A 20055-nucleotide genomic window follows, 5' to 3' on the forward strand; every position below is an offset into this window, starting at 1 on the left:
ATGAGATTCCGTCGCGACATGCCACAGGACGGCGTGCGTCGCAACGAGATGATCCGCGCCCGTGAAGTGCGCGTGATCGCCGCCGATGGCGAGCAGCTTGGAATTCTGCAACGCAACGATGCTATTGACCGGGCCAAAGAAGCCGGCATGGATCTTGTGGAAGTGGCTTCCACTTCTGAACCGCCCGTTTGTCGCATAATGGACTACGGCAAGTTCAAGTACGAACAGCAGAAAAAGAAGCAGGAAGCCAAAAAGCGGCAGGCCGTGGTGCAGATTAAGGAAATCAAGGTTCGTCCCAAAACCGATGACCATGATTACGAAACCAAGGTCCGCCACATCCGCCGTTTTCTTGAAGAGGGTGACCGCTGTAAGATTACGGTGTTTTTCAGGGGCCGCGAAATTGTGCATAAAGATCGCGGCATGGCCATTCTTGAACGGGTTGTGCAAGACCTTGCCGATATCGCCAAGGTGGATCAGGAAGCCCGCGCTGAAGGCCGCACCTTGCAGATGATGCTGGTGCCCAAAAAGCAGTCGTAGGCCGTCTGTGCGGGGGATGTGAATTTCCCCTTGCGTAGTTCGGTGCTTTGGGGCATTATGCCCTTCCCTCGGTGCGCCCGTAAAACGGCGTCCGAGTGTATACGTTTTTAAGGAGTACGCCATGCCCAAGATCAAAACCCGGCGTTCCGCCGCCAAGCGTTTTTCGCAGACCGGCAGCGGCAAGTTCAAGCGTCGCCGCCAGAACCTGCGCCACATTCTGACCAAGAAGGCCGCCAGCCGCAAAATGCGCTTGGGTCAGTCCACCCTGGTGGATCAGACCAACGAAAAGGCTGTGCGTCGGATGCTGCCCAACGGATAGCTGATTTGCCCCTTCGCCCGTTGGCTTTGTCCGCCTGCGGGACGCGCCTCGGTCACATAGGTCTAACTATGCTCCGCTCGGCGCTTCCCTTGGCTTTCGCGCCAACGAACGAATTTGCTGCGTCAGCCTGTCAATGATGACGGGGATGGTCGGCAAGGCAAAATTATGTGCAAATTGCAGCGTTAGCTGCGGCGAGTGCTAAAAGCAAATTCTGACGGGAAAAGGTAATTCAGCGCGATGCTGCGGCATCGGCGGCGCATGCGGAGCCGCGACTGACGTTCAATCCGCGTCTCTCATTCGAGAGCCTGAAGTTTTTTACGCTCCCCAACGGGCATTCCTCCGCCTAGTTGGGAGAAGGAGGCAACGCATATGCGTGTGAAGAGAGGTCTTGCAAGTCATCGTCGTCATAAGAAATATTTGAACGCAGCCAAGGGTTTTCGTGGTGGTCGCAGCCGTCTGTACCGCACCGCGCGCGAGGCTGTGGAACGCTCGATGCAGTATTCCTATGTGGGCCGCAAGCTGAGGAAACGCGATTTCCGCACTCTGTGGATTCTCCGCATCAACGCCGGCGCGCGTCTGAGCGGTCTTTCCTACAGCCGTTTCATGCACGGCCTCAAGCTGGCTGGCATTGAACTGAACCGCAAGGTTCTGGCTGACCTTGCCGTGTATCACAAGGACGACTTCGCCAAGATCGTCGATCTGGCCAAGACCGCTCTGAATTAAGAGCGGTGCTCCCCGCGCCGGAGGGAGACCTCCTGGCAGCGACGCCTGTGTCTTATAGGGCGCAGCGCGGCTTGCGGGAGCGGGGCCTTGCATGGTATAAGGCGCGGGCGGTGCACAAGCGCCGTCCGCGCCTTGATTTTTTTGTATCGCCGGGGATTGCCCGGCGGGCAGGGCGAATTCATGCCGTGAGGATGCGCAGGCCGCAGAAATGGCAGGATGTTCCGCAGGGCAGGGCCGTCAGGCCTGACCGAGAGCGGGTGCCGTCATTTCCGTTTTTCTGCGTCTCCCTTAACAAAAAGCCGCGCCGCGCGGCATTGGGATATCCGCTATGGATCTGATTTCTGCACTGGAAAGCCTGGTTCCCGAACTTGAAAAAGGTCTGGGCCAGGCTTCTTCGTTGGATGCCCTTGAGGCTTTGCGCGTGGATGTTCTGGGCCGCAAGGGCCGCATAGCCCAGATCATGGCCCAGTTGCCCTCGTTGGCCCCGGCAGAGCGCCCCGCCGTGGGCCAGACCGCCAACAGCGTCAAAGAGCGCTGCAACGCACTGTTTGAAGCCCGCAAGGCCGCTCTTGAGGCTGGGCGCGAGGCCGAAGCACTGCGCCGTTTCGATCCTTCCGTCCCCGGTCGCGCGCCCTGGCGCGGCAGCCTGCATCCCACCACTCTGGTGACGGAAGAAATCTGCCAGATTTTTCAAAATTTGGGATTTGACGTGGCTTCCGGCCCGGAAGTGGAAATCGACTACTACAATTTTGAAGCCCTGAACATGCCGCCCGAGCATCCCGCCCGCGACATGCAGGATACCCTGTATGTCACCGAAAAGGTGCTCATGCGCACGCACACCTCGCCCGTGCAGGCCCGCACCATGCTGGCGCGCAAGCCTCCTCTGGCCGTCATTGCCCCCGGCAAGGTGTACCGGCGCGACAGCGACCTCACCCACACCCCCATGTTCCATCAGATCGAAGGCCTCATGGTGGGCGAGGGCATCAGCATGGCCCATCTGCGCGGCACGCTCACAGCCTTTGTGCGCGCGGTCTTTGGCGCTGAAACCCAAGTGCGCTTCCGCCCCAGCTTCTTCCCCTTTACCGAACCTTCGGCAGAAGTGGACATCTCCTGCTGCATGTGCGGCGGCAAGGGTCACATTGGCGATGCGCCCTGCCGCGTGTGCAAAACCACGGGCTGGGTTGAAATCCTTGGTTGCGGCATGGTCGACCCTGCCGTGTTTGAAGCCGTGGGCTATCCGGCGGACGTCAGCGGCTTTGCCTTTGGCATGGGCGTGGAACGCGTGACCATGCTCAAGTACGGCATTGGCGATCTGCGGATGTTTTTTGAAAACGACGTGCGCTTTCTTGGCCAGTTTGCCCGGTAGGACACTATGCCCAGCGTCATGATCCCCATATCTGGCAGCAATGCCCGCATGCGCGCAGGCCGCCTTACGGCCTTGCCCGTGTGTATTGTATTGCTGGGCCTGTTGGCGGCGGCATCTCTGTTGCCCGGCAGCCCGTGCTGGCTGGCGGCGGATGAAGCTCACGCCGCCTCAGCCTACACCCCGCGCCATTCGGGCATGGATGCGCCGGGCGAACCCAAGCGCATCGAAACCTTGCCCAGCAAGAACGCAGGGCGCACGGCAGAAGGCGGCATGGGCTATACGGACGCTTACGGCAACACCATTGACGACCGCCAGCCGGAAGAAAAACCCGCTCCCAAACGCCCAAGACCTGGGGCCTACGGTGTGGGCGCGGGCCAGAGCGAGCGCTACGAGCGCCCACTGCCCGATCCGCAAAATCAGACTCCTGCCTGGAGTTTCAAATAACCACGCCAAGGCGCGGAAACAGGACGAACTATGCTGCTCTCACTTTCATGGCTGCGTGAATTTACTCCGTATGAAGGAACGGCTGAGGCGCTGGGCGACCGCCTGACCATGCTCGGCCTTGAGCTGGAAGACATCAGCCGGCCCTACGATGCCATAAGCTCCATTGTGGTGGGGCATGTGGTTTCGTGCGACAATCATCCGGAATCCGACCATCTGCACGTCTGCAAGGTGGACGCCGGGCAGGGCGAGCTGCTTGATATCGTTTGCGGCGCCCCCAATGTTGCTGCAGGCCAGAAAGTGCCTGTGGCCCTGGTGGGCACCAAGATGCCCGACGGCATGATGATCAAAAAGGCCAAACTGCGCGGCGCGCCTTCTTTTGGCATGATCTGCTCCGAGCGCGAACTGGGCCTGACCGAAGACCACACCGGCATCATGGTGCTGCCCGAAAGTTTTGTGGTGGGCAAACCTCTGGTGGAGCAGCTTGAGCTTGACCGCGAAGTGCTGGATATTTCCATCACGCCCAACCGCGCCGACTGTCTTTCAGTGCTTGGCCTTGCGCGCGAAACCGCCCTGGCCTGCAACCTGCCGCTCTCCATCCCCGAGCTGCCGCTGGAGCTGGACTCCGGCGCAGAAGTGCTGGTGCCCATTGATATTGATGACCCCGAGCACTGCTGGCTGTATTCCGGCCGCGTCATCACGGGCGTCAAGATCGGGCCTTCGCCCATGCGCCTGCGTCACCGTCTGCATGCAGTGGGTGTGCGCCCCATTTCCAATATCGTGGACGTGACCAACTATATTCTGTTTGAATGCGGTCAGCCCTTGCACTCCTTTGACATGGACAAGCTGGAAGGCGGCCGCATCGTGGTGCGCCGCGCGCAGGAAGGCGATACCTTTACCACCCTTGACGGGCAGGAACGCGCGCTCACCGCAGCCGACCTCTGCATCCGCGACGGCGCTCGCGCCGTGGCTCTTGCTGGCGTTATGGGCGGCCTGAACAGCGAAATCTCCGATGCCAGCACCAATGTGTTTCTGGAAAGTGCGGTCTTCAAACCCGCCACCATCCGCAAAACATCACGCCGTCTGGGCCTCTCGTCCGAAGCGTCCTACCGCTTTGAGCGCGGCATCGACCAGCAGCGCACCGTGTGGGCGCTTGACCGAGCCTGCGCCATGATGGCCGCCGTCAGCGGCGGGCGTGTACAGCGCGGCCTTTCCATCAACGAGCCCCGCCTCTTCAAGGCGGCCAGCATTGAATTCCGTCCCGCGCGGGCCGATTCCCTGCTGGGTGTGCAGCTTGGCGCGGACTTTGACGAAAAGGTGCTCACCGGCATGGGCTGCAATGTGGACAAGGGCGAAAGCAGCCCCGTGTGGCGCGTCAGCCAGCCCTCCTGGCGGCCCGACCTCACCCGTGAGGCTGATCTGATCGAAGAAGTAGGCCGCGTGCACGGGCTGGATACCATTGCCCCCGTGCTGCCCGCTATTGCCCGCAACCTCGACCGCGCAGGCGAGCCGGAATCCCGTTACGGATTCTGGTCGCGCCTCAAGCACTGGGGCGCTGGCCTTGGCCTCAACGAAGCGGTGAACTACAGCTTTGTGGGCCACAAGGATATGGATCATCTTGCCATGCCGCGCGAGGGCCGCATTTCCATCATGAACCCGCTCTCGGCGGAGCAGGATGCCCTGCGCACCGCCCTGGCCCCCGGCCTCATGTACGATCTGCGCAACAACCTCGCCCAGGGAGCGCAGGGGCTGCGGCTGTTTGAACTTGCCAATATTTTTGAAGCTGACGCCTCCTCTGAAACCACCGCCCGCGAAACGGGCATGCTGGGCGTGCTCCTGTATGGCGCGCGCTACGACACGGCCTGGCCCCAGGCTGAGGGCGACATGGATTATGCCGACCTCAAGGGCGTGGTGGAAAACCTGCTGCACTATCTGCATCTTGAAGCGCCCATCTATGAACTGGCTCAGAAGCATGCCTTTTTGCTGCCCTGCGTGAATATCTTTGTGGATGGCCGCGCCGTGGGCTTCATGGGTCGGGTCAAGCCCGCCATGGCCGATGAATATCATGCCCGCAAGGACGTGTGGCTGGCTGAAATGAACCTCGACATCCTGCGTGAACTGCACGATGCCGCCACGGTGCGCTTTGCGCCCCTGCCGGTGTATCCGCCCGTGCGGCGCGACATTACCGTGACCGCCGGGCCGGGCCTCAAGGTGGCCGACATCACTGCCCATGTGCAGGGGCTCAAGCTGCCTTTGCTGGACGGAGTGACTCTGGTCGACTGCTTTGAACCCAAGACGGAGCAGGGCGGGGAACCCTTGCGCAACCTGACCTTCCGGCTCACGTTCCGCCATGCGGAGCGTACCCTCAAGGATACGGAAGTGGACAAGGAGCGGGAGAAGGTGGCACAGTCGCTTGTAAGCGCTCTGGGCGTAAAGATCTAACACAGTGCGCGCAGGCCCGGCTTTTTCGGGCCTGCGCAATTCCGGCACATTTTCAGAGAGTGTCAGGAGGGGTATGACATGTCGGACCACACGCCCGACAATACCTACCGCATAGGTGAGGTCGCAGAACTGCTCGACCTCAAAACCCATGTGTTGCGCTTCTGGGAAACGGAGTTTCCCCAGTTGGCGCCGCTGCGCACCGGTAAGGGGCAGCGCCTGTACACGGAAGAAAACGTGGCCCTCTTGCGTCGTATCCGGCAGTTGTTGCACGAGCAGGGCATGACCATTGAAGGCGCGCGCCGCGTACTTGCGGGCAGCGCCGTGGTGGATGAAAGCCTGCCCGAACGCGTGGCGGCGGTGCCGGACCCGGATTTTATGCGTATGCTCCAGCGGGAGTTGATCTCGTTACGCCGCCTGCTCAGCGAAAAATAGGCTGCGGCCTGCTGGTGTAAGAATATTTCAGGGAAGGGACGCGGGGGAGGCGACCCTTTCTGTTGGTGGCCCTCCCCCGCAAACACGCTCACCCCGATATAATCATGATCTTATCGCCCTCATTGCTGTCTGCCGATTTTGCCCGTCTGGCCGAAGAGCTTGGCGCCCTTGAGGCCGCCGGAGTCACCTGGCTGCATCTGGACGTGATGGACGGGGCTTTTGTGCCCAACATCACCTTTGGTCCCCCGCTGATAAAGGCTCTACGGTCTGTCAGCGGGCTTTTTTTTGACGTGCACCTCATGGTGAATGATCCGGCCCGCTATATTGCCGACTTCCACAAGGCAGGGGCAGACATGCTGGTCATCCATGCCGAGGCCGACAAGCACCCGCAGCGCACGCTCACGGCCATCCGGGCCATGGGCTGCAAGGCGGGGCTTGCCCTCAACCCCGGCACGGATGTGAATGCTGCCCGCTGGCTGGCGGCGGATATGGACATGCTGCTGCTCATGAGCGTGAACCCCGGTTTTTCGGGTCAGGCATTCATCCCCGCCACGTTTGACAAAATCCGCGCCGCCCGGCAGATGCTTGACGCCAACGGCGGGGCAGAGGCGCTCATCCAGATCGACGGCGGCGTGTGCCCAGAAAACACGGCCCAGCTTGTGGACGCCGGGGCGGAAGTTCTTGTATCCGGCTCGGCCTTTTTTGGCCACAAACCTTACGACAAACGGCTTGCCGCCTTTATGGCTCCGCTTGCGGGCAGAACGCCCCGCCATGCGGAAGATGCCCTGAGACGCCGCGCCGCCAACCATATCACGCAAAAATAGAGGAAAGAGTCATGCCCACCCGCAGACAGTGCGCCAATGCCATCCGCGCCCTTGCCATGGACGCCATTGAAAAAGCCCGCTCCGGTCACCCCGGCGCACCTCTGGGTATGGCCGACATGGCCGAAGCCCTGTGGCGTCATGGTTTCAAGCACAATCCGAGCAACCCCCGCTGGTTTGACCGCGACCGCTTTGTGCTTTCCAACGGCCATGCCTCCATGCTGCTCTATGCCTTGCTGCACCTCACGGGCTATGATCTGCCCATGGAGGAACTGCGCAATTTCCGCCAGTGGGGAGCCAAAACCGCAGGGCACCCCGAATACGAGCCTGATCTGGGTATTGAAATGACCACTGGCCCGCTGGGGCAGGGTATTTCTTCCGCCGTGGGCATGGCGCTGGCCGAAAGCATGCTGGCCGCCCGCTACAACACTCCCGAGCACACGGTTGTGGATCACCACACCTATGTGTTCACGGGCGACGGCTGCCTCATGGAAGGCGTTTCGCACGAAGCCTGCTCGTTGGCTGGCACCTGGGGCCTGGGCAAGCTCATTGCCCTTTATGACTCCAACGGTATTTCCATTGACGGCAAGATTGACGGCTGGTTCAACGAAGACGTGGCGGCCCGCTTCCGCGCCTACCACTGGCAGGTCATCGGCCCCATCAACGGGCATGACGCCGCCGCTCTGGACGCCGCCATTGCTGAGGCCAAGGCCGATCACAGCCGTCCCAGCCTGATCATCTGCCGCACCCACATTGGTTTTGGTTCGCCCAAGGCCGATTCCGCATCCTGCCACGGTTCGCCCCTTGGTGATGATGGCATTGCAGCTACCCGCGCGGCTCTGGGCTGGACCGAAGAACCCTTTACAGTGCCGCAGGATCTGTATTCCGCGTGGGACGCGCGTGAAAAGGGCAAGGCTGCCGAGGCCGCCTGGGAGCATACCTATGCCGCCTACGCCAAGGCCAATCCCGAGCTTGCCGCTGAATTTACCCGCCGTATGCGCGGCGAACTGCCCGAAGACTGGGCCGCCATAGCGCGCGGCATGATTGAAGAAGCCGTGAGCAAGGCCGAAACCACGGCAACGCGCGTGGCCTCCAAGAAAACCCTTGAATGCCTCGTGCCCCGCCTGCCCGAACTTGTGGGCGGCTCCGCCGACCTCACCGGCTCCGTAGGTACGCTGACCAGCGCCTCCGAGCATATGGACGTGCAGACCCACAAGGGCAACTATGTTTCCTACGGCGTGCGCGAATTCGGCATGAGCGCCATCATGAACGGCTTTGCCCTGCACGGTGGGTTCATCCCCTACGCGGGTACGTTCATGTCCTTTGCTGATCAGGCCAAGAACGCCCTGCGCTTGGCCGCCATCATGGGCATCCGCGCCGTGTGGGTGCTGACGCACGACTCCATCGGCGTGGGCGAAGACGGCCCCACGCACCAGCCTGTGGAACAGCTCGGCATGCTGCGCCTCATGCCCAATTTCAATCTGTGGCGTCCCTGCGACACGGTGGAAACCGCCGTGGCCTGGCGCAGCGCCCTTGAAAGCGCGCATACGCCCACCGGGCTTTCGCTCTCACGTCAAAATCTGCCTTTCTGCCAGCGCGACGCCGCCCAGGTGGAAGCCATTGCGCGCGGCGGCTATGTGCTGCGCGACTGCGAAGGCACACCCGAGATCATCCTTATCGCCACTGGTTCAGAAGTGTCGCTTGCCCTTGAAGCCGCTGACCAGCTTACCGCAGATGGCCGCAAGGCCCGCGTGGTCTCCATGCCCTGCGCTGAGATTTTTGACGCGCAGGACGCAGCCTACAAGGAAAGCGTACTGCCCCGTGGCGTGCGCGCCCGCATTGCCATTGAAGCCGCCGCTGCGGATTACTGGCGCAAGTACGTGGGCCTGGACGGCGCGGTGGTGGGCATGGAGCGCTTTGGCGCTTCCGCCCCTGCCAAGATCATTTTTGAGCGTCTGGGCTTTACCGTGGCGCATGTGCTGGAAGTGGCGGAAGGCCTTTTCCGGCAGCTTGGGAAGTAACTGGCCGACAGAACGAAGCAAATCCTCTTACAGGGAGAACGCATATGCCCATCAAGAAAATGCAGGATCTGGACCTGACCGGCAAAACCGTTGTGATTCGCGAAGACCTGAACGTGCCCATGAAGGACGGACAGGTATCCAACGACAAGCGCATCCGTGCTTCGCTGCCCACCATTACCACGGCCCTTGAAAAAGGCGCAGGCGTGGTGCTGCTTTCGCATCTGGGCCGCCCTACAGAAGGGCAGTATGAAGAGCAGTTCTCCCTTAAGCCCGTGGCCGCCCGCCTCTCCGAGCTGCTGGGCAAGCCTGTTGCCCTTGCCGCCACGCTGGAAGAAGCCAAGGCGGCTCCCGGCACCGTGACCCTGCTTGAGAACGTGCGTTTTCTCAAGGGCGAGAAAAAGAACGATCCCGCCCTGTCCGAGCAGTTTGCCGCCCTGGGTGATGTATATGTGATGGACGCCTTTGGTGCTGCCCACCGCGCGCATGCCTCCACAGAGGGCGCGGTGCGCGTTGCCAAGGTGGCCTGCGCCGGACCGTTGCTTCAGGCCGAGCTGGAGGCCTTTGCCAAGGTGCTGAACAATCCCGCCCGCCCGCTGGCAGCCATCATCGGTGGCTCCAAGGTGTCCACCAAGCTGGCCCTGCTGGAAAACCTGCTGGAAAAAGTGGATGTGCTCATTGTGGGCGGCGGCATTGCCAATACCTTCCTTGCGGCTGCCGGGTACATGGTCGGCAAGTCGCTGTACGAAGAAGACCTTGTGCCCGAAGCCAGGCGCATTATGGAGCAGGCCAAGAACCTGAACAGGGACCTGCCCCTGCCCGTGGATGTTGTGACCGCCGAGGAACTGGCTCCCGGTCAGGCGGCTACAACCCGCGCCGTGGGCGACGTGCCCGCCGACCAGATGATTCTGGACGTTGGCCGCGACACGATCGCGCAGTACAAAAAGCTGCTGTCCAAGGTTGCCACCGTGGTGTGGAACGGCCCTGTGGGCGCGTTTGAAACTGATCCCTTTGGCGAAGGCACCAAGGCACTGGCGCACTATCTTGCCGATTCCAAGGCCTTTGTGGTGGTGGGCGGCGGTGATTCCGTGGCTGCGGTGGAAAAGTACGGCCTGTCCGAAAAGATGGGCTATATCTCCACCGGCGGTGGCGCATCGCTGGAACTGCTGGAAGGCAAGGTGCTGCCCTCTGTGGCGGCGCTGGAAGACAGAGGCTAGGGCCTGTGCACTATGGCTCTTTTGCCCTCTGTCTGCGTCAGGAAGCCTTTTTATTTCGGTCGAGTACCGAAGGGAGTACACTCCCTTCATAAAAAGGCTTCCTTCCTTGGCAGAGAACAAAATTGCTCATAGAGTTAACAAACCCTAGTACATGCCGCTCTGCGGCAGCGTTCATAGCTGATTCAGGCCCCCGGCTCTCAGGATTCGGGGGCTTTTTGCGTGTGGCGCTCAGGCCCGAGGACGCAGGTTTTTAAAAAACGGCAATTGCATGATGAAGTCGCAAAACTGCCGCAGCACCGCGCTGGACGCGGTGGTTTTAAGCACTGTGCGCACCTGCGGCAGGGGTGGCAGGCCGCACGTGCCGTCAAGGATGACAAAGCGTCCGTCCATATCCCAATCGGGGAGGGCGGTTATGCCAAAACCCGCCAGCACCGAACTGCAAAGGCTTTCGTACGAGGCGCTCACATAGGCAAAGTCGTAGCTTCTGCCTGCGGCATTGAGGGCTTCCAGCGTGGCGGCGCGCCAGGGGCTACCCTCGCTGTAGGCGGCCAGCGGCACTGGCGTGGTAGGCGCAAGCTCAATGTGTCCGCCGCTGGCCCAGTGCAGGGGCTGCTGCGCCAATACCTCGAATATGCCCTCGGGCGCGTGGCTGCTGTCAAAGCGGTACTGGTTGATCAGGGCCACATCCAGGCTGCCGTCTGCCAGCATGCGGTCAATATCCGCAGACATGGCCGAAATAACACCGATCTGAAGGTCTGGGTTCAGGGCCAGCAGGCGGGCCACAGCTGCCTGCAATTCCACCGTGCTGAAACTTGGCGGGATACCCACCGTGATGCGCCCCCGCAATTCAGGTTGTCGGGCTGCGCGCAAGACCGCGTCAAAGCGCAGCAGAATATCCTCCAGTTCCGGCAAGATGCGTTGCCCCGCCGTGGTGAGGCCAAAGGTGTGCCCGTTGCCCCTCTCCACCAAAATGCAGTTGAGGTGCGCCTCCAGCTTTTTGACAGACTGCGTCACCGCCGACTGGCTGCGGCAGAGCTGCTCCCCGGCTTTCTGAAAGCTGCGGCTGTGGGCCACGGCAATAAATGCCCGCATATGTTCAAGGGTAATGCTGCGCGTGTCTGCCGGGAGTTTCATAACGTTGACCGCCTTAAAATAAGATGAACTGATTTGTTCATGATAAAAATAAATTTTACAAATTATCAAGCCCCCGCCTACTGTGGACGCAAGTATATTGCTGCAAGGGGTAGGGGTGAAAAATGGAAAAAACAGCAAGTGTGGAAAGGCCGTTGGAAGCGCACGGGCCAGGATTGGGACACGGAAGCGCGGCAAGCACGGCCCAAAAGCGTCTGAACTGGCGGCACGTGGCTGTGGGCGTATGCTTTAGCGTTATCTGGAGCTCAGCCTTTGTGGCGGGCAAGATTGTGGTGACGGAAATGGGGCCATTCGTAAGCCTGTTTTACCGCTTTGTGGGCACTGTTTTTGTATTGGGCCTATTGTGCGGCAAAAGCCTGTGGGGGCCGCAGGCGGGCAGGGCGATGCGGGCGGGATTTGTGCTCGGCCTGCTGAACAACGTGGCCTATCTGGGGTTGAGCTTCTCTGCCCTGCAACAGGTATCTCCCCCCTGGGTTATTGTGATTGTATCCTGCTCGCCCTTTTTCACTCTTATGCTTGGCGTTGCGCGCGGGCTGGAATCGTTTAGCGCGGCAAAGCTGCTGGGCTTTGGCCTGTCGCTGGCGGGCATTGTGCTCATGGTGGGCGCGGGCAAGCCGGACGGCGGGGCTGTTCAGGGCCTGCTGCTGGCTGCCGGGGCAACAGTGGCTTTTTCCGTAGGCGCGGTGCTCTTTCGCGGCAGATACAGCAACATGCCGCTGCTACCCGTCAATTTCTGGATGTCTGTCTGCGCCATGCTCTGTTTTGCTCCACCGGCCATGCAGAGCAGTGTGACGCCTTTGGCGGTTTCCACCCCGGCCCTGCTGGGACTGACCTGGCTTGCGGTGGTGAGCCTGCTGGGCATGGCCCTGTGGCTGCTGCTCATCCGCACGCAGGGGGCATCCACAGCCGCAGCCTACAATATGCTCAATCCCCTGGCCGGGCTGGCGCTTTCGGCACTGTTGCTGGGCGTGCCCATCCTGCCTGCCGATGTGGTGGGTGCTGCCGCCATTGTGGCGGGCCTTGGCGTGGCTTTGGGCGTGCGGTTGCCAAAGCGCTAATTTTTCAATCCGTGACATGCTTGTTTTTTCACAAGCGGCGCGTATGGTGGAACTGAAGGCGTATTTCAGGTTGTGCGCATCCCAAACCAGGAGGAAACTCATGAGCAAATTGCGGATTGCCCAGTATGGTTGCGGAAAGATGTCCAAGTATTCCATGCGATACGTGTACGAAAAAGGCGCGGAAATTGTAGCTGCCTTTGACGTGAACCCCGCAGTGATCGGCCGGGATATCAGTGCCATCATTGGCGGGCCGGAGCGGGGCGTTATGGTGCACCACGCTGACGAGGCCGACAAGGTACTGGCAGCGCTCAAGCCCGATGCCTGCATCATTACCACCATGAGCCTCATGCGCGATATCGTGGATGCTCTCATGGTCTGCGCCAGAAACGGCGTCAACGCCATCACCACCAACGAGGAAGCCATCTTCCCCATGAATTCTTCGCCCGCCATCACACGCGAGGTGGACGCGATGGCGAAAAAGACGGGCTGCACGGTTTGCGGTTCCGGCTATCAGGATGTGTTCTGGGGCAATCTGATCGCCACTCTGGCCGGGGCCATGCATTCCATCAACAAGATCAAGGGCAGCTCTAGCTACAATGTGGAAGACTACGGCATCGCCCTTGCCAAGGTTCACGGCGCGGGGCTTGACCTGCCCGTCTTTGAGAAGGAAATAGCCTCGGCAGACGCCATCTCGCCCGCCGAACGCCAGCAGTTGATCGAGCGCGGCGAGTTTTTGCCCTCCTATATGTGGAACGTCAACGGCTGGCTGGCTGAGCGTCTGGGCCTTACGGTCAAAAGCCAGGTGCAGAAGTGCGTGCCGCAGACCCACAGCGCCGAATTGCGTTCTGAAACGCTGGGCATGACCATCCCTGCCGGGCACGCCACGGGCATGTCGGCCGTGGTGACCACGGAAACGGCGGAGGGCATTGTCATCGAGAGCGAATGCGTGGGCAAGGTTTACGCGCCTGGCGAGGTTGACCGCAACGACTGGACGCTCATGGGCGAGCCGGATACGCAGGTGGTCATTACCCGTCCCGCCACGGTGGAACTGACCTGCGCCACCATCGTCAACCGCATACCAGACCTTATTAACGCCGCGCCGGGCTACGTGACCACCGACCTTATGCCGGTCAACAGCTACAGGGTAAAGCCGCTGGATCATTACGTGCACAAGTAGTTTCTGCATCCCCCCCGGGCCGCCATGTGGCGGCATGTCCGCCGTATCAGCAAAAGTTGGTGCGGCGGATTCTTTATTGTGTTGACATTTTTGCGTGCAGGATTATGCTCATTTGAGCAAAAATAACGAGCAAGGGAGTAGCCATGAAAGTAGCCGTTTCAAGCGAAGGGCCGGGGCTGGAATCGCAGGTTGATCCACGGTTCGGCAGGGCTGGCGGATTTGTGATCGTGGATATGGACACCATGCAGGCAGATTATGTGGACAACGGCGCATCGCAGGCAGCAGCGCAGGGCGCTGGCATCCAGACTGCGGAGCGGCTGGCGGGGCTGGGCGTGCAGGCCGTCATGAGCGGCTACGTGGGGCCCAAGGCTTTTACGGCCCTCCAGGCGGCGGGGCTGGACGTGTATCAGGATATGGACAACCGCAGCGTGGGCGAAGCCGTGTGCTGCCTTGCCGATGGTTCGGTCAGCCCGGCCACGGCTCCCAACAAGTAGGCCCGTATGCGTATTGTGATTGCCAGCGGCAAAGGCGGCGCGGGAAAGACCACCGTGACCGCCTGTCTTGCCGGACATTGGGAACGCGATTTGTTGCTCGTGGACGCGGACGTGGAAGCGCCCAATCTGCACCTTTTGCTGCACCCGAACCTCGCGGAGCCGGAACCGGTATATCTTGAAGTACCGGAACTGGTGGAGGAAAAATGCACGGGCTGCGGCGCATGCCGCCCCATGTGTTCCTACGGGGCCATTGCCATGATGGGCGCAAAGCCAATGTATTTCCAGGATATGTGCCACGGCTGCGGCGGCTGTTTTGAGGTGTGCCCGGAACAGGCGCTGCGCGTGGCGCAGCGGGAACTTGGCGCACTGTTGCAGGGTTCTGTGTCCACTGGCGGCAAAACGCTGCCCTTCCTCATGGGCCGTACCCGCGTGGGCGAGGCCATGACTCCGCCGCTCCTGCGCGCGCAGGAACGCAAACTGGCAGAACTGCTTGCGGGGCATCCCTCTGACGTACTCATGGACGCTCCCCCCGGCGTGAGCTGCCCGGCCATGACAGCGGCGCGTGGCGCGGGTGCCGTCTTGCTGGTGGCGGAACCAACCCCCTTTGGCTTTTATGATTTCAAGCTGGCGCACGCAGCCTTTGCGCAGTTGGGGCGGCCCGTTGCCGTGGTGATGAACCGCGTGGGCATGGAAGGCAACGCCGATTGCGAGGATGAACTGCGCGCATGGTGCGCGGGCGCAACACTGCCCATACTGGCAGAACTGCCCTTCCAGCGCGAGGCAGCCCACGCCTATGCCCACGGCTTGCCGCCCACGCAAGCAAAGGGCGCGACCGGGCAGGAATGGCGGCTGCGCTTTGCAGAACTTGCCGTCAAACTGCGGGAGTTTGCCAAGGGGGCCAGCCATGCGTGAGATAGTTGTTATCAGCGGCAAGGGCGGTACGGGAAAAACCACTGTCTGCGCCGCATTTGCCGCACTGGCCCATGCGCAGGGGCAAAAGGCAGTACTCTGCGACCTGGATGTGGACGTGCCGGACATGCACATTCTGCTGAACCCCCAGGTGCAGCAGGAGGAAGTTTTTATTTCCGGCAATACGGCCCGCATCAATCCTGATCTGTGCACAGCCTGCGGGCGTTGCGCCGAGCTGTGCCGCTTTGATGCGGTGCGGCTTGAAAATGGCCTGTACTGCATAGACGAACTGGGCTGCGAGGGCTGCGGCGTGTGCCACAAACTTTGCCCTGCGCACGCTGTGGAATTTCCCGAACGGCGCTGTGGCGTGTGGTATGTCAGCGACACCCGTTTTGGCCCCTTTGTACATGCGCAGCTTGACCCCGGGCAGGAAAATTCGGGTCGTCTGGTGGCCCTGCTCAAGCGTCAGGCCCGGGACAAGGCAACCAGTACGGGCGCAGACCTTGTGCTGTGCGATGGCTCGCCAGGTGTGGGCTGCCCTGTGATCAGCTCCCTCTCCGGCGCAGCATTGGCCGTGGCCGTGGTAGAGCCAACGCCTTCGGGGCGGCATGACTTTGCCCGTGTGGCGGAGCTGTGCGCGCATTTCCGTATTCCCGTGGCGGTGCTCATCAACAAGGCCGACCTGAACGCGGATGAGGTGGCCCGCATACACGCAGTGGCCGCAGAAGGCGGGCACCATGTGGTGGGCGAGCTGCCCTTCAGCCCGCTGGTCACGCAGGCCATGGTGCGGCGGCAGGCTCTGACCGAAGAAATTTCAATCCTTACCCAACCCCTTGCCGAAACTCTGGCAGCAGCCTGGGAGCGCGTGTGCTCTCTGGCATCGCAGCCGGGGCGGCAAGGCGGCATAAAACACCTGTAAAAGGAAAGCATCATGAGCAAGACTATTCTGGCAATTCCTTCGCAAATGCCCGGCGGCATGGATTCCGGCATGGGAATGCATTTTGGACATTGCGATATTTACACCATCGTGGAACTGGAAAACGGTCAGGTCGCCGCCCAGTCCACCCTTGAATCCATCCCGCACCAGCAGGGCGGGTGCATGGCTCCGGTGCAGTATCTGGCCTCCCACGGCGTCAATGCGCTTCTGGCTGGCGGCATGGGCATGCGCCCCCTCATGGGCTTCAACCAGATGGGCATCAGCGTGTATTTTGCAGGCAACCAGCCCACCGTGGGCATGGCCGTGCAGGCATTTTGCCAGGGCAAACTGACGGAATTCACTCCCGAGCATACCTGCGGCGGCGGGCATTAAACCGTTATGAAACGCTCCATTCTGTTGCAGTCAGGGCGGCCCGCAGTTTTTGCCGCCTTTGTGGATGAGCTTGAGCGGCAGGGCTGCACCGTAACGACAGTTGCCGATGCAGAAGCCTGCAAAAAAAGCGTCCAGAGGCAGGCCCCTGCGCTGGTAGTGCTGGATGCCGCCTCGCAGGAGCAGGCGAAACAGGCTGTCATCGGCATCATGCGTGTGAACGCACTGGTGCATACGGCGGTTGTCAGCGATATGCCGGAAGATGTTTTCCATGACGTCATGGAAGGCCTGGGCATTCTTGCCTCGCTGCCGACTACGCCCACAGCGGACGATGCGCGCCGCGTGACGCGCCTGCTGACGGAGCTTCAGGCCTGATAGAATGATAGCCGTCATGCGCGGCAGGTTTTACTGTTCCCGCAAACCATTGTCCGTACCCTTGGTTTGCACGGTGCCTTGGGCGCGCACTGCCTGCGCGCAAACAGCCTTCGGCCCACGGGAAGCATGGCCGGGCTTGAACCGGGTTTACCCCTCCCGGTTTTTGCCCGGTCATGCGCAAAACGGCAGATGGGCACGGCCACGGCTTGCGCCACTTGCGCGAGGCGTGGCATTGGCTTATTCTCAAATAAAACCATATTACTGGGAAATTATGCCAAGACCTTGCCATTGCAGGCGCGTGAGCGCCCTGCCAAAAAACAGATGTTTCAAGCCCAACGGTATTCCCCTGCATGAACTTGAAGAGGTTGTGCTGTCGCTGGATGGCCTGGAAGCCCTGCGGCTGGCCGACTTTGAAGACCTGAATATGGATGCCGCCGCAGCCCGTATGGGTGTTTCGCGGCATACCTTTGGCAGGCTTTTGCGGCGCGCGCGGCGCAGTGTGGCTCAGGCTCTTGTGCAGGGGCAGGCCCTGCGTATTGAGGGCGGGGTGTGCGCTGTGGATGCAACTGTCGAGGGGGCAGAAAGCGAGGATGCCATGCCGGGCGGACTGGTGGTGGCTGTGCCAAGCATTGCCCCCGGCGGTCCGGATGCTGCGCCCAACGCGCATTTTGGCCGATGTGAGTTCTACACCCTTGCCAGGGTGGAGGACGGAACTATCGGGACGGTCAGCATTCAGCCCAATCCCATACATCAGGGCGGGGATTGCGCCGGGCCGGTGCAGGCCCTTCTACGTCTTGGAGTTGGCGCACTGCTTGCGGGCGGCATGGGCATGCGGCCCCTGCGGGCTTTGCAGGAGGCAGGTATAGCCGTGTATTACAATGCCAATCTGCCCACCGTGGCCGACTGCCTTAACGCATTTGCTGCGGGCAGGCTTGTTCCTTTCGGCCCTGGGCATCTTTGCCAGAGCGGTTGCGCTTCTGAACGGTAGAGCTGTGCAGACCGCGGCAAAGGCCCGCACTTTTCCGCCCGTTCAGAAAGCGCCCTTGGTGATAACCCAGCGGCAAGCCGCCGGGAACAACGTCAATCTGCTCTAAAACGCGTAAAGAAAGCCCCCGCTCAACGAATACTTGTTGTTGCGTTCAACCATGGGGCTGTCGGTTATTTCCTGTCCCAAAAACTGGCTTTTTCCACTCACAAAAGCGCTCCAGCTTTCTGTAAGGCCGACCCTCAAGGTCAATTCGGCATAAGGCGAGAGGGCTGATTCCGGCGAGTAGTTGCTCAGGCCGCTGGCTCGGGCCTCGCTCTTGCTCACGCCGTAATAATAGTCGTTGTAGTTCACGTCGGTCCACTGCACGCCAGCCGTGGGGATAAGCGACATATTGGCAAAGCGGATGGGGTAGGAATAGGAGGCATCGGCCATCACGCCCTTATTCACGCCCAGCGCATCGGTGGAAAGGGTGGCTGCCAGCACGCCAAGTTCGGTGCGCAAGCGGTAGTTGATGCCAGCCATTGCCGAGGCATAGCGGTCATCAAGCTTTTTCATGCCCGAGTTGTCGCTCCATGAGGCATAAAAATGCTGCGGCAGATACGAAAGCTGCACGTTGACCTCATGATATTCGTTCTTGAACAGGTGCACACCGCCGCTCAATCCCCGCAAATACAGATACTCGCCTTCATATCCCAGCAAGGGCAGTGCCGTGCCCAGCCTTTCCACGCCCTTGTATTCCGAGGTGGAAACAGTACCGCCAATGCCGAGGTTGAATCCCCAGCGATTGCTGTCGCTCTTGCCGTCTTCTGCAATGGCAGAAAAAGCCATTAAAAGAAAAATGGTTAATGTCGCCAAGCACGACAATCCCCGTATTTTCATGAACCCTCCCGTGCAACAAAGCCATTGCACTTTTCATGGAAAATCTGTAATCAATTGATTACTCAAAAATAGCCTCATGAAACCAACTGTGTCAAGTCGCAGCAACTATAGGGGATAGCAATGGCTCCTGAACGTAAACCAGCCACGGGCCCGCAGCGCAAACGCAATGCCGCAGAAACCAGAAACCGTCTTTTGCAGGCGGCGCGAAGGCTCTTTGCCAAAGCCAGCTACGGCAACGTCGGGATACGGGAAATCGGCGCGGCGGCAGGGGTAAACCCGGCACTCATCAGCCGCTATTTTGGCTCAAAAAGGAATCTTTTTCTTGAAGTGGCGTCCATTCTGAATTCAGAAGGTATTGAGGCCCTGCCTGATGTGCCGCCTATGGAAAAAACCAGTATGGCCATGGGCAGCATTCTCTCTGGCGGAGCGCAGAGTGCATGGGCCACAGATTTTCGCATCACGGCCCTTTCTGCGCTGGATCCTAATGTTTCGGACGTGATGGCAAAAACGTACGACAATATCCGTCAGCAGATCATGGAGGTGCTGCCTGGTGAACAGGCGGCCACGCGGGCAGAACTGATACTGGCGCAGATCATGGGGGCGTCAATGGTCGTTAATCTGCTGCGCGGAGCGGATTCGCCCCGGATCGACATTGAGTACATGAATAAATTTTATGCAAAGCAACTGGCGGAACTGTTCGCCTGCGAACCTGCGGACTGAAGCTACGCCAGCTCCGCAATTTTTGATCGCGCGGTGATGCGGCAAAGCGAACTTTAATAGCGCCCGTCGCGGAAGCCTCGTTCTGCTGCTGCGCGTTCGGCAGCATCGGCCAGGGGCGCGGGTACAATGGTCTTGCCGATGGGGCAGAGGGCCAGCGCAGCAAGTTTGACGTGCTGCCACGCAAAAGGAATACCGATTATGGTCACCGCGCACATGACGGCGGAGACCAGATGCCCCATGGCAATCCACACGCCCGCCAGCACAAGCCATACGATGTTGCCTACTGTGCCCCACGGGCCGGTGCCTACGTCCTGTCTGCCGGTGAGCACATCGCGCGCAACGGGCATTTTGCCGAAGGGGAAAAAAGCGAAACTGCCCATGACAAAGCATGCCCTGCCCCAGGGGATGCCAACGATGGAAATAAAGCAGAGCACTCCGTATATCCACCACACAAGGCCCATGACAATGCCGCCGCACAAAAACCAGATGGCGTTCCCAAGGCAACTTATGGCGTCGTTCATGATATCCTCCTGAAGTGGGCCGTGTGGTATTCATGCGGCCATTGAGCGCTGAGTATGTCAACGCAATGCGAAAAAGAAAAGCAGTTTGAAACGAAAGGGCCGCCCGGTGATGCCGGGCGGCCCTTTATAATCTGGGCTAGAGCAGATAAACAGCCAATAT

The 20055-nt window shown here is 60.4% G+C and carries 22 protein-coding genes; 19 read left to right on the forward strand and 3 right to left on the reverse strand.

All coding sequences use genetic code 11. The features are described from left to right. The 10 genes from infC (at position 1) to RDK48_RS08380 (ending at position 10316) form a co-directional block, all read left to right on the forward strand. The gene (gene infC, locus RDK48_RS08335; RefSeq protein ID WP_022657788.1) at positions 1-537 is read left to right on the forward strand and encodes a translation initiation factor IF-3; all 537 of its coding nucleotides are present in this window, start codon (positions 1-3) and stop codon (positions 535-537) included. A gap of 121 nt (positions 538-658) precedes the next feature. Then, a complete protein-coding gene (gene rpmI, locus RDK48_RS08340) occupies positions 659-856 on the forward strand; it encodes a 50S ribosomal protein L35 (RefSeq protein ID WP_022657789.1) in 198 nt (65 codons plus the stop codon). A gap of 369 nt (positions 857-1225) precedes the next feature. Further along, positions 1226-1579: a 50S ribosomal protein L20 gene (gene rplT, locus RDK48_RS08345; protein WP_298992095.1), complete on the forward strand. Its 354-nt coding sequence runs from the start codon at positions 1226-1228 to the stop codon at positions 1577-1579. A gap of 328 nt (positions 1580-1907) precedes the next feature. Continuing rightward, positions 1908-2945: a phenylalanine--tRNA ligase subunit alpha gene (gene pheS, locus RDK48_RS08350; RefSeq protein WP_298992093.1), complete on the forward strand. Its 1038-nt coding sequence runs from the start codon at positions 1908-1910 to the stop codon at positions 2943-2945. A gap of 6 nt (positions 2946-2951) precedes the next feature. Next, positions 2952-3389: a translation initiation factor IF-2 gene (locus RDK48_RS08355; RefSeq protein WP_298992090.1), complete on the forward strand. Its 438-nt coding sequence runs from the start codon at positions 2952-2954 to the stop codon at positions 3387-3389. Between the two features lie 30 nt (positions 3390-3419). Continuing rightward, positions 3420-5828, forward strand: a complete 2409-nt coding sequence (gene pheT / locus RDK48_RS08360; protein ID WP_298992087.1) for a phenylalanine--tRNA ligase subunit beta — start codon at positions 3420-3422, stop codon at positions 5826-5828. Positions 5829-5906: 78 nt separating this feature from the next. Further along, on the forward strand, positions 5907-6260 hold the full coding sequence (locus RDK48_RS08365) for a MerR family transcriptional regulator (protein WP_192112323.1): 354 nt from the start codon (positions 5907-5909) through the stop codon (positions 6258-6260). Positions 6261-6364: 104 nt separating this feature from the next. Then, on the forward strand, positions 6365-7084 hold the full coding sequence (rpe, locus tag RDK48_RS08370) for a ribulose-phosphate 3-epimerase (RefSeq protein WP_298992082.1): 720 nt from the start codon (positions 6365-6367) through the stop codon (positions 7082-7084). 11 nt (positions 7085-7095) lie between these two features. Next, the gene (gene tkt / locus RDK48_RS08375; RefSeq protein ID WP_298992077.1) at positions 7096-9102 is read left to right on the forward strand and encodes a transketolase; all 2007 of its coding nucleotides are present in this window, start codon (positions 7096-7098) and stop codon (positions 9100-9102) included. 44 nt (positions 9103-9146) lie between these two features. Next, positions 9147-10316 (forward strand): phosphoglycerate kinase, encoded by a 1170-nt coding sequence (locus RDK48_RS08380; RefSeq protein WP_298992073.1) that lies wholly within the window; start codon positions 9147-9149, stop codon positions 10314-10316. Positions 10317-10544: 228 nt separating this feature from the next. Here RDK48_RS08380 and RDK48_RS08385 read toward each other — a convergent pair whose 3' ends face one another. Further along, positions 10545-11450 (reverse strand): LysR family transcriptional regulator, encoded by a 906-nt coding sequence (locus RDK48_RS08385; protein WP_298992068.1) that lies wholly within the window; start codon positions 11448-11450, stop codon positions 10545-10547. Positions 11451-11572: 122 nt separating this feature from the next. On the opposite strand from RDK48_RS08385, the gene RDK48_RS08390 reads away from it, so the two are divergent. From RDK48_RS08390 to RDK48_RS08425, 8 genes are all read left to right on the forward strand, one after another. Continuing rightward, on the forward strand, positions 11573-12526 hold the full coding sequence (locus RDK48_RS08390) for a DMT family transporter (protein WP_298992063.1): 954 nt from the start codon (positions 11573-11575) through the stop codon (positions 12524-12526). A 100-nt stretch (positions 12527-12626) separates the two neighbouring features. After that, positions 12627-13703, forward strand: a complete 1077-nt coding sequence (locus RDK48_RS08395; RefSeq protein ID WP_298992058.1) for a dihydrodipicolinate reductase — start codon at positions 12627-12629, stop codon at positions 13701-13703. A 143-nt stretch (positions 13704-13846) separates the two neighbouring features. Further along, a complete protein-coding gene (locus RDK48_RS08400; RefSeq protein ID WP_298992053.1) occupies positions 13847-14197 on the forward strand; it encodes a NifB/NifX family molybdenum-iron cluster-binding protein in 351 nt (116 codons plus the stop codon). A 6-nt stretch (positions 14198-14203) separates the two neighbouring features. Next, positions 14204-15109, forward strand: coding sequence for a 4Fe-4S binding protein (locus RDK48_RS08405; protein ID WP_298992049.1), 906 nt, complete (start codon positions 14204-14206; stop codon positions 15107-15109). Beyond that, on the forward strand, positions 15102-16025 hold the full coding sequence (locus RDK48_RS08410) for an ATP-binding protein (RefSeq protein WP_298992046.1): 924 nt from the start codon (positions 15102-15104) through the stop codon (positions 16023-16025). Before RDK48_RS08405 ends, RDK48_RS08410 begins: the two co-directional genes overlap by 8 nt. 12 nt (positions 16026-16037) lie before the next feature. Beyond that, on the forward strand, positions 16038-16415 hold the full coding sequence (locus RDK48_RS08415) for a NifB/NifX family molybdenum-iron cluster-binding protein (RefSeq protein ID WP_192112333.1): 378 nt from the start codon (positions 16038-16040) through the stop codon (positions 16413-16415). Positions 16416-16421: 6 nt separating this feature from the next. Next, positions 16422-16787 (forward strand): response regulator receiver protein, encoded by a 366-nt coding sequence (locus RDK48_RS08420; RefSeq protein ID WP_298992043.1) that lies wholly within the window; start codon positions 16422-16424, stop codon positions 16785-16787. A 271-nt stretch (positions 16788-17058) separates the two neighbouring features. Further along, positions 17059-17775 (forward strand): DUF134 domain-containing protein, encoded by a 717-nt coding sequence (locus RDK48_RS08425; protein WP_298992040.1) that lies wholly within the window; start codon positions 17059-17061, stop codon positions 17773-17775. A gap of 102 nt (positions 17776-17877) precedes the next feature. On the opposite strand, the gene RDK48_RS08430 is transcribed toward RDK48_RS08425, so the two are convergent. Further along, a complete protein-coding gene (locus RDK48_RS08430) occupies positions 17878-18654 on the reverse strand; it encodes a MipA/OmpV family protein (RefSeq protein WP_298992035.1) in 777 nt (258 codons plus the stop codon). A gap of 120 nt (positions 18655-18774) precedes the next feature. Here RDK48_RS08430 and RDK48_RS08435 point away from each other — a divergent pair, with 120 nt between their 5' ends. Next, positions 18775-19374: a TetR/AcrR family transcriptional regulator gene (locus RDK48_RS08435; RefSeq protein ID WP_298992031.1), complete on the forward strand. Its 600-nt coding sequence runs from the start codon at positions 18775-18777 to the stop codon at positions 19372-19374. A gap of 53 nt (positions 19375-19427) precedes the next feature. Here RDK48_RS08435 and RDK48_RS08440 read toward each other — a convergent pair whose 3' ends face one another. After that, complete coding sequence (locus tag RDK48_RS08440) at positions 19428-19895, reverse strand: YccF domain-containing protein (protein ID WP_298992028.1); 468 nt, start codon at positions 19893-19895, stop codon at positions 19428-19430. Between the last annotated feature and the right edge of the window lie 160 nt (positions 19896-20055).

Source organism: uncultured Desulfovibrio sp. (assembly GCF_902477725.1).
GTDB lineage: Bacteria > Desulfobacterota > Desulfovibrionia > Desulfovibrionales > Desulfovibrionaceae > Desulfovibrio.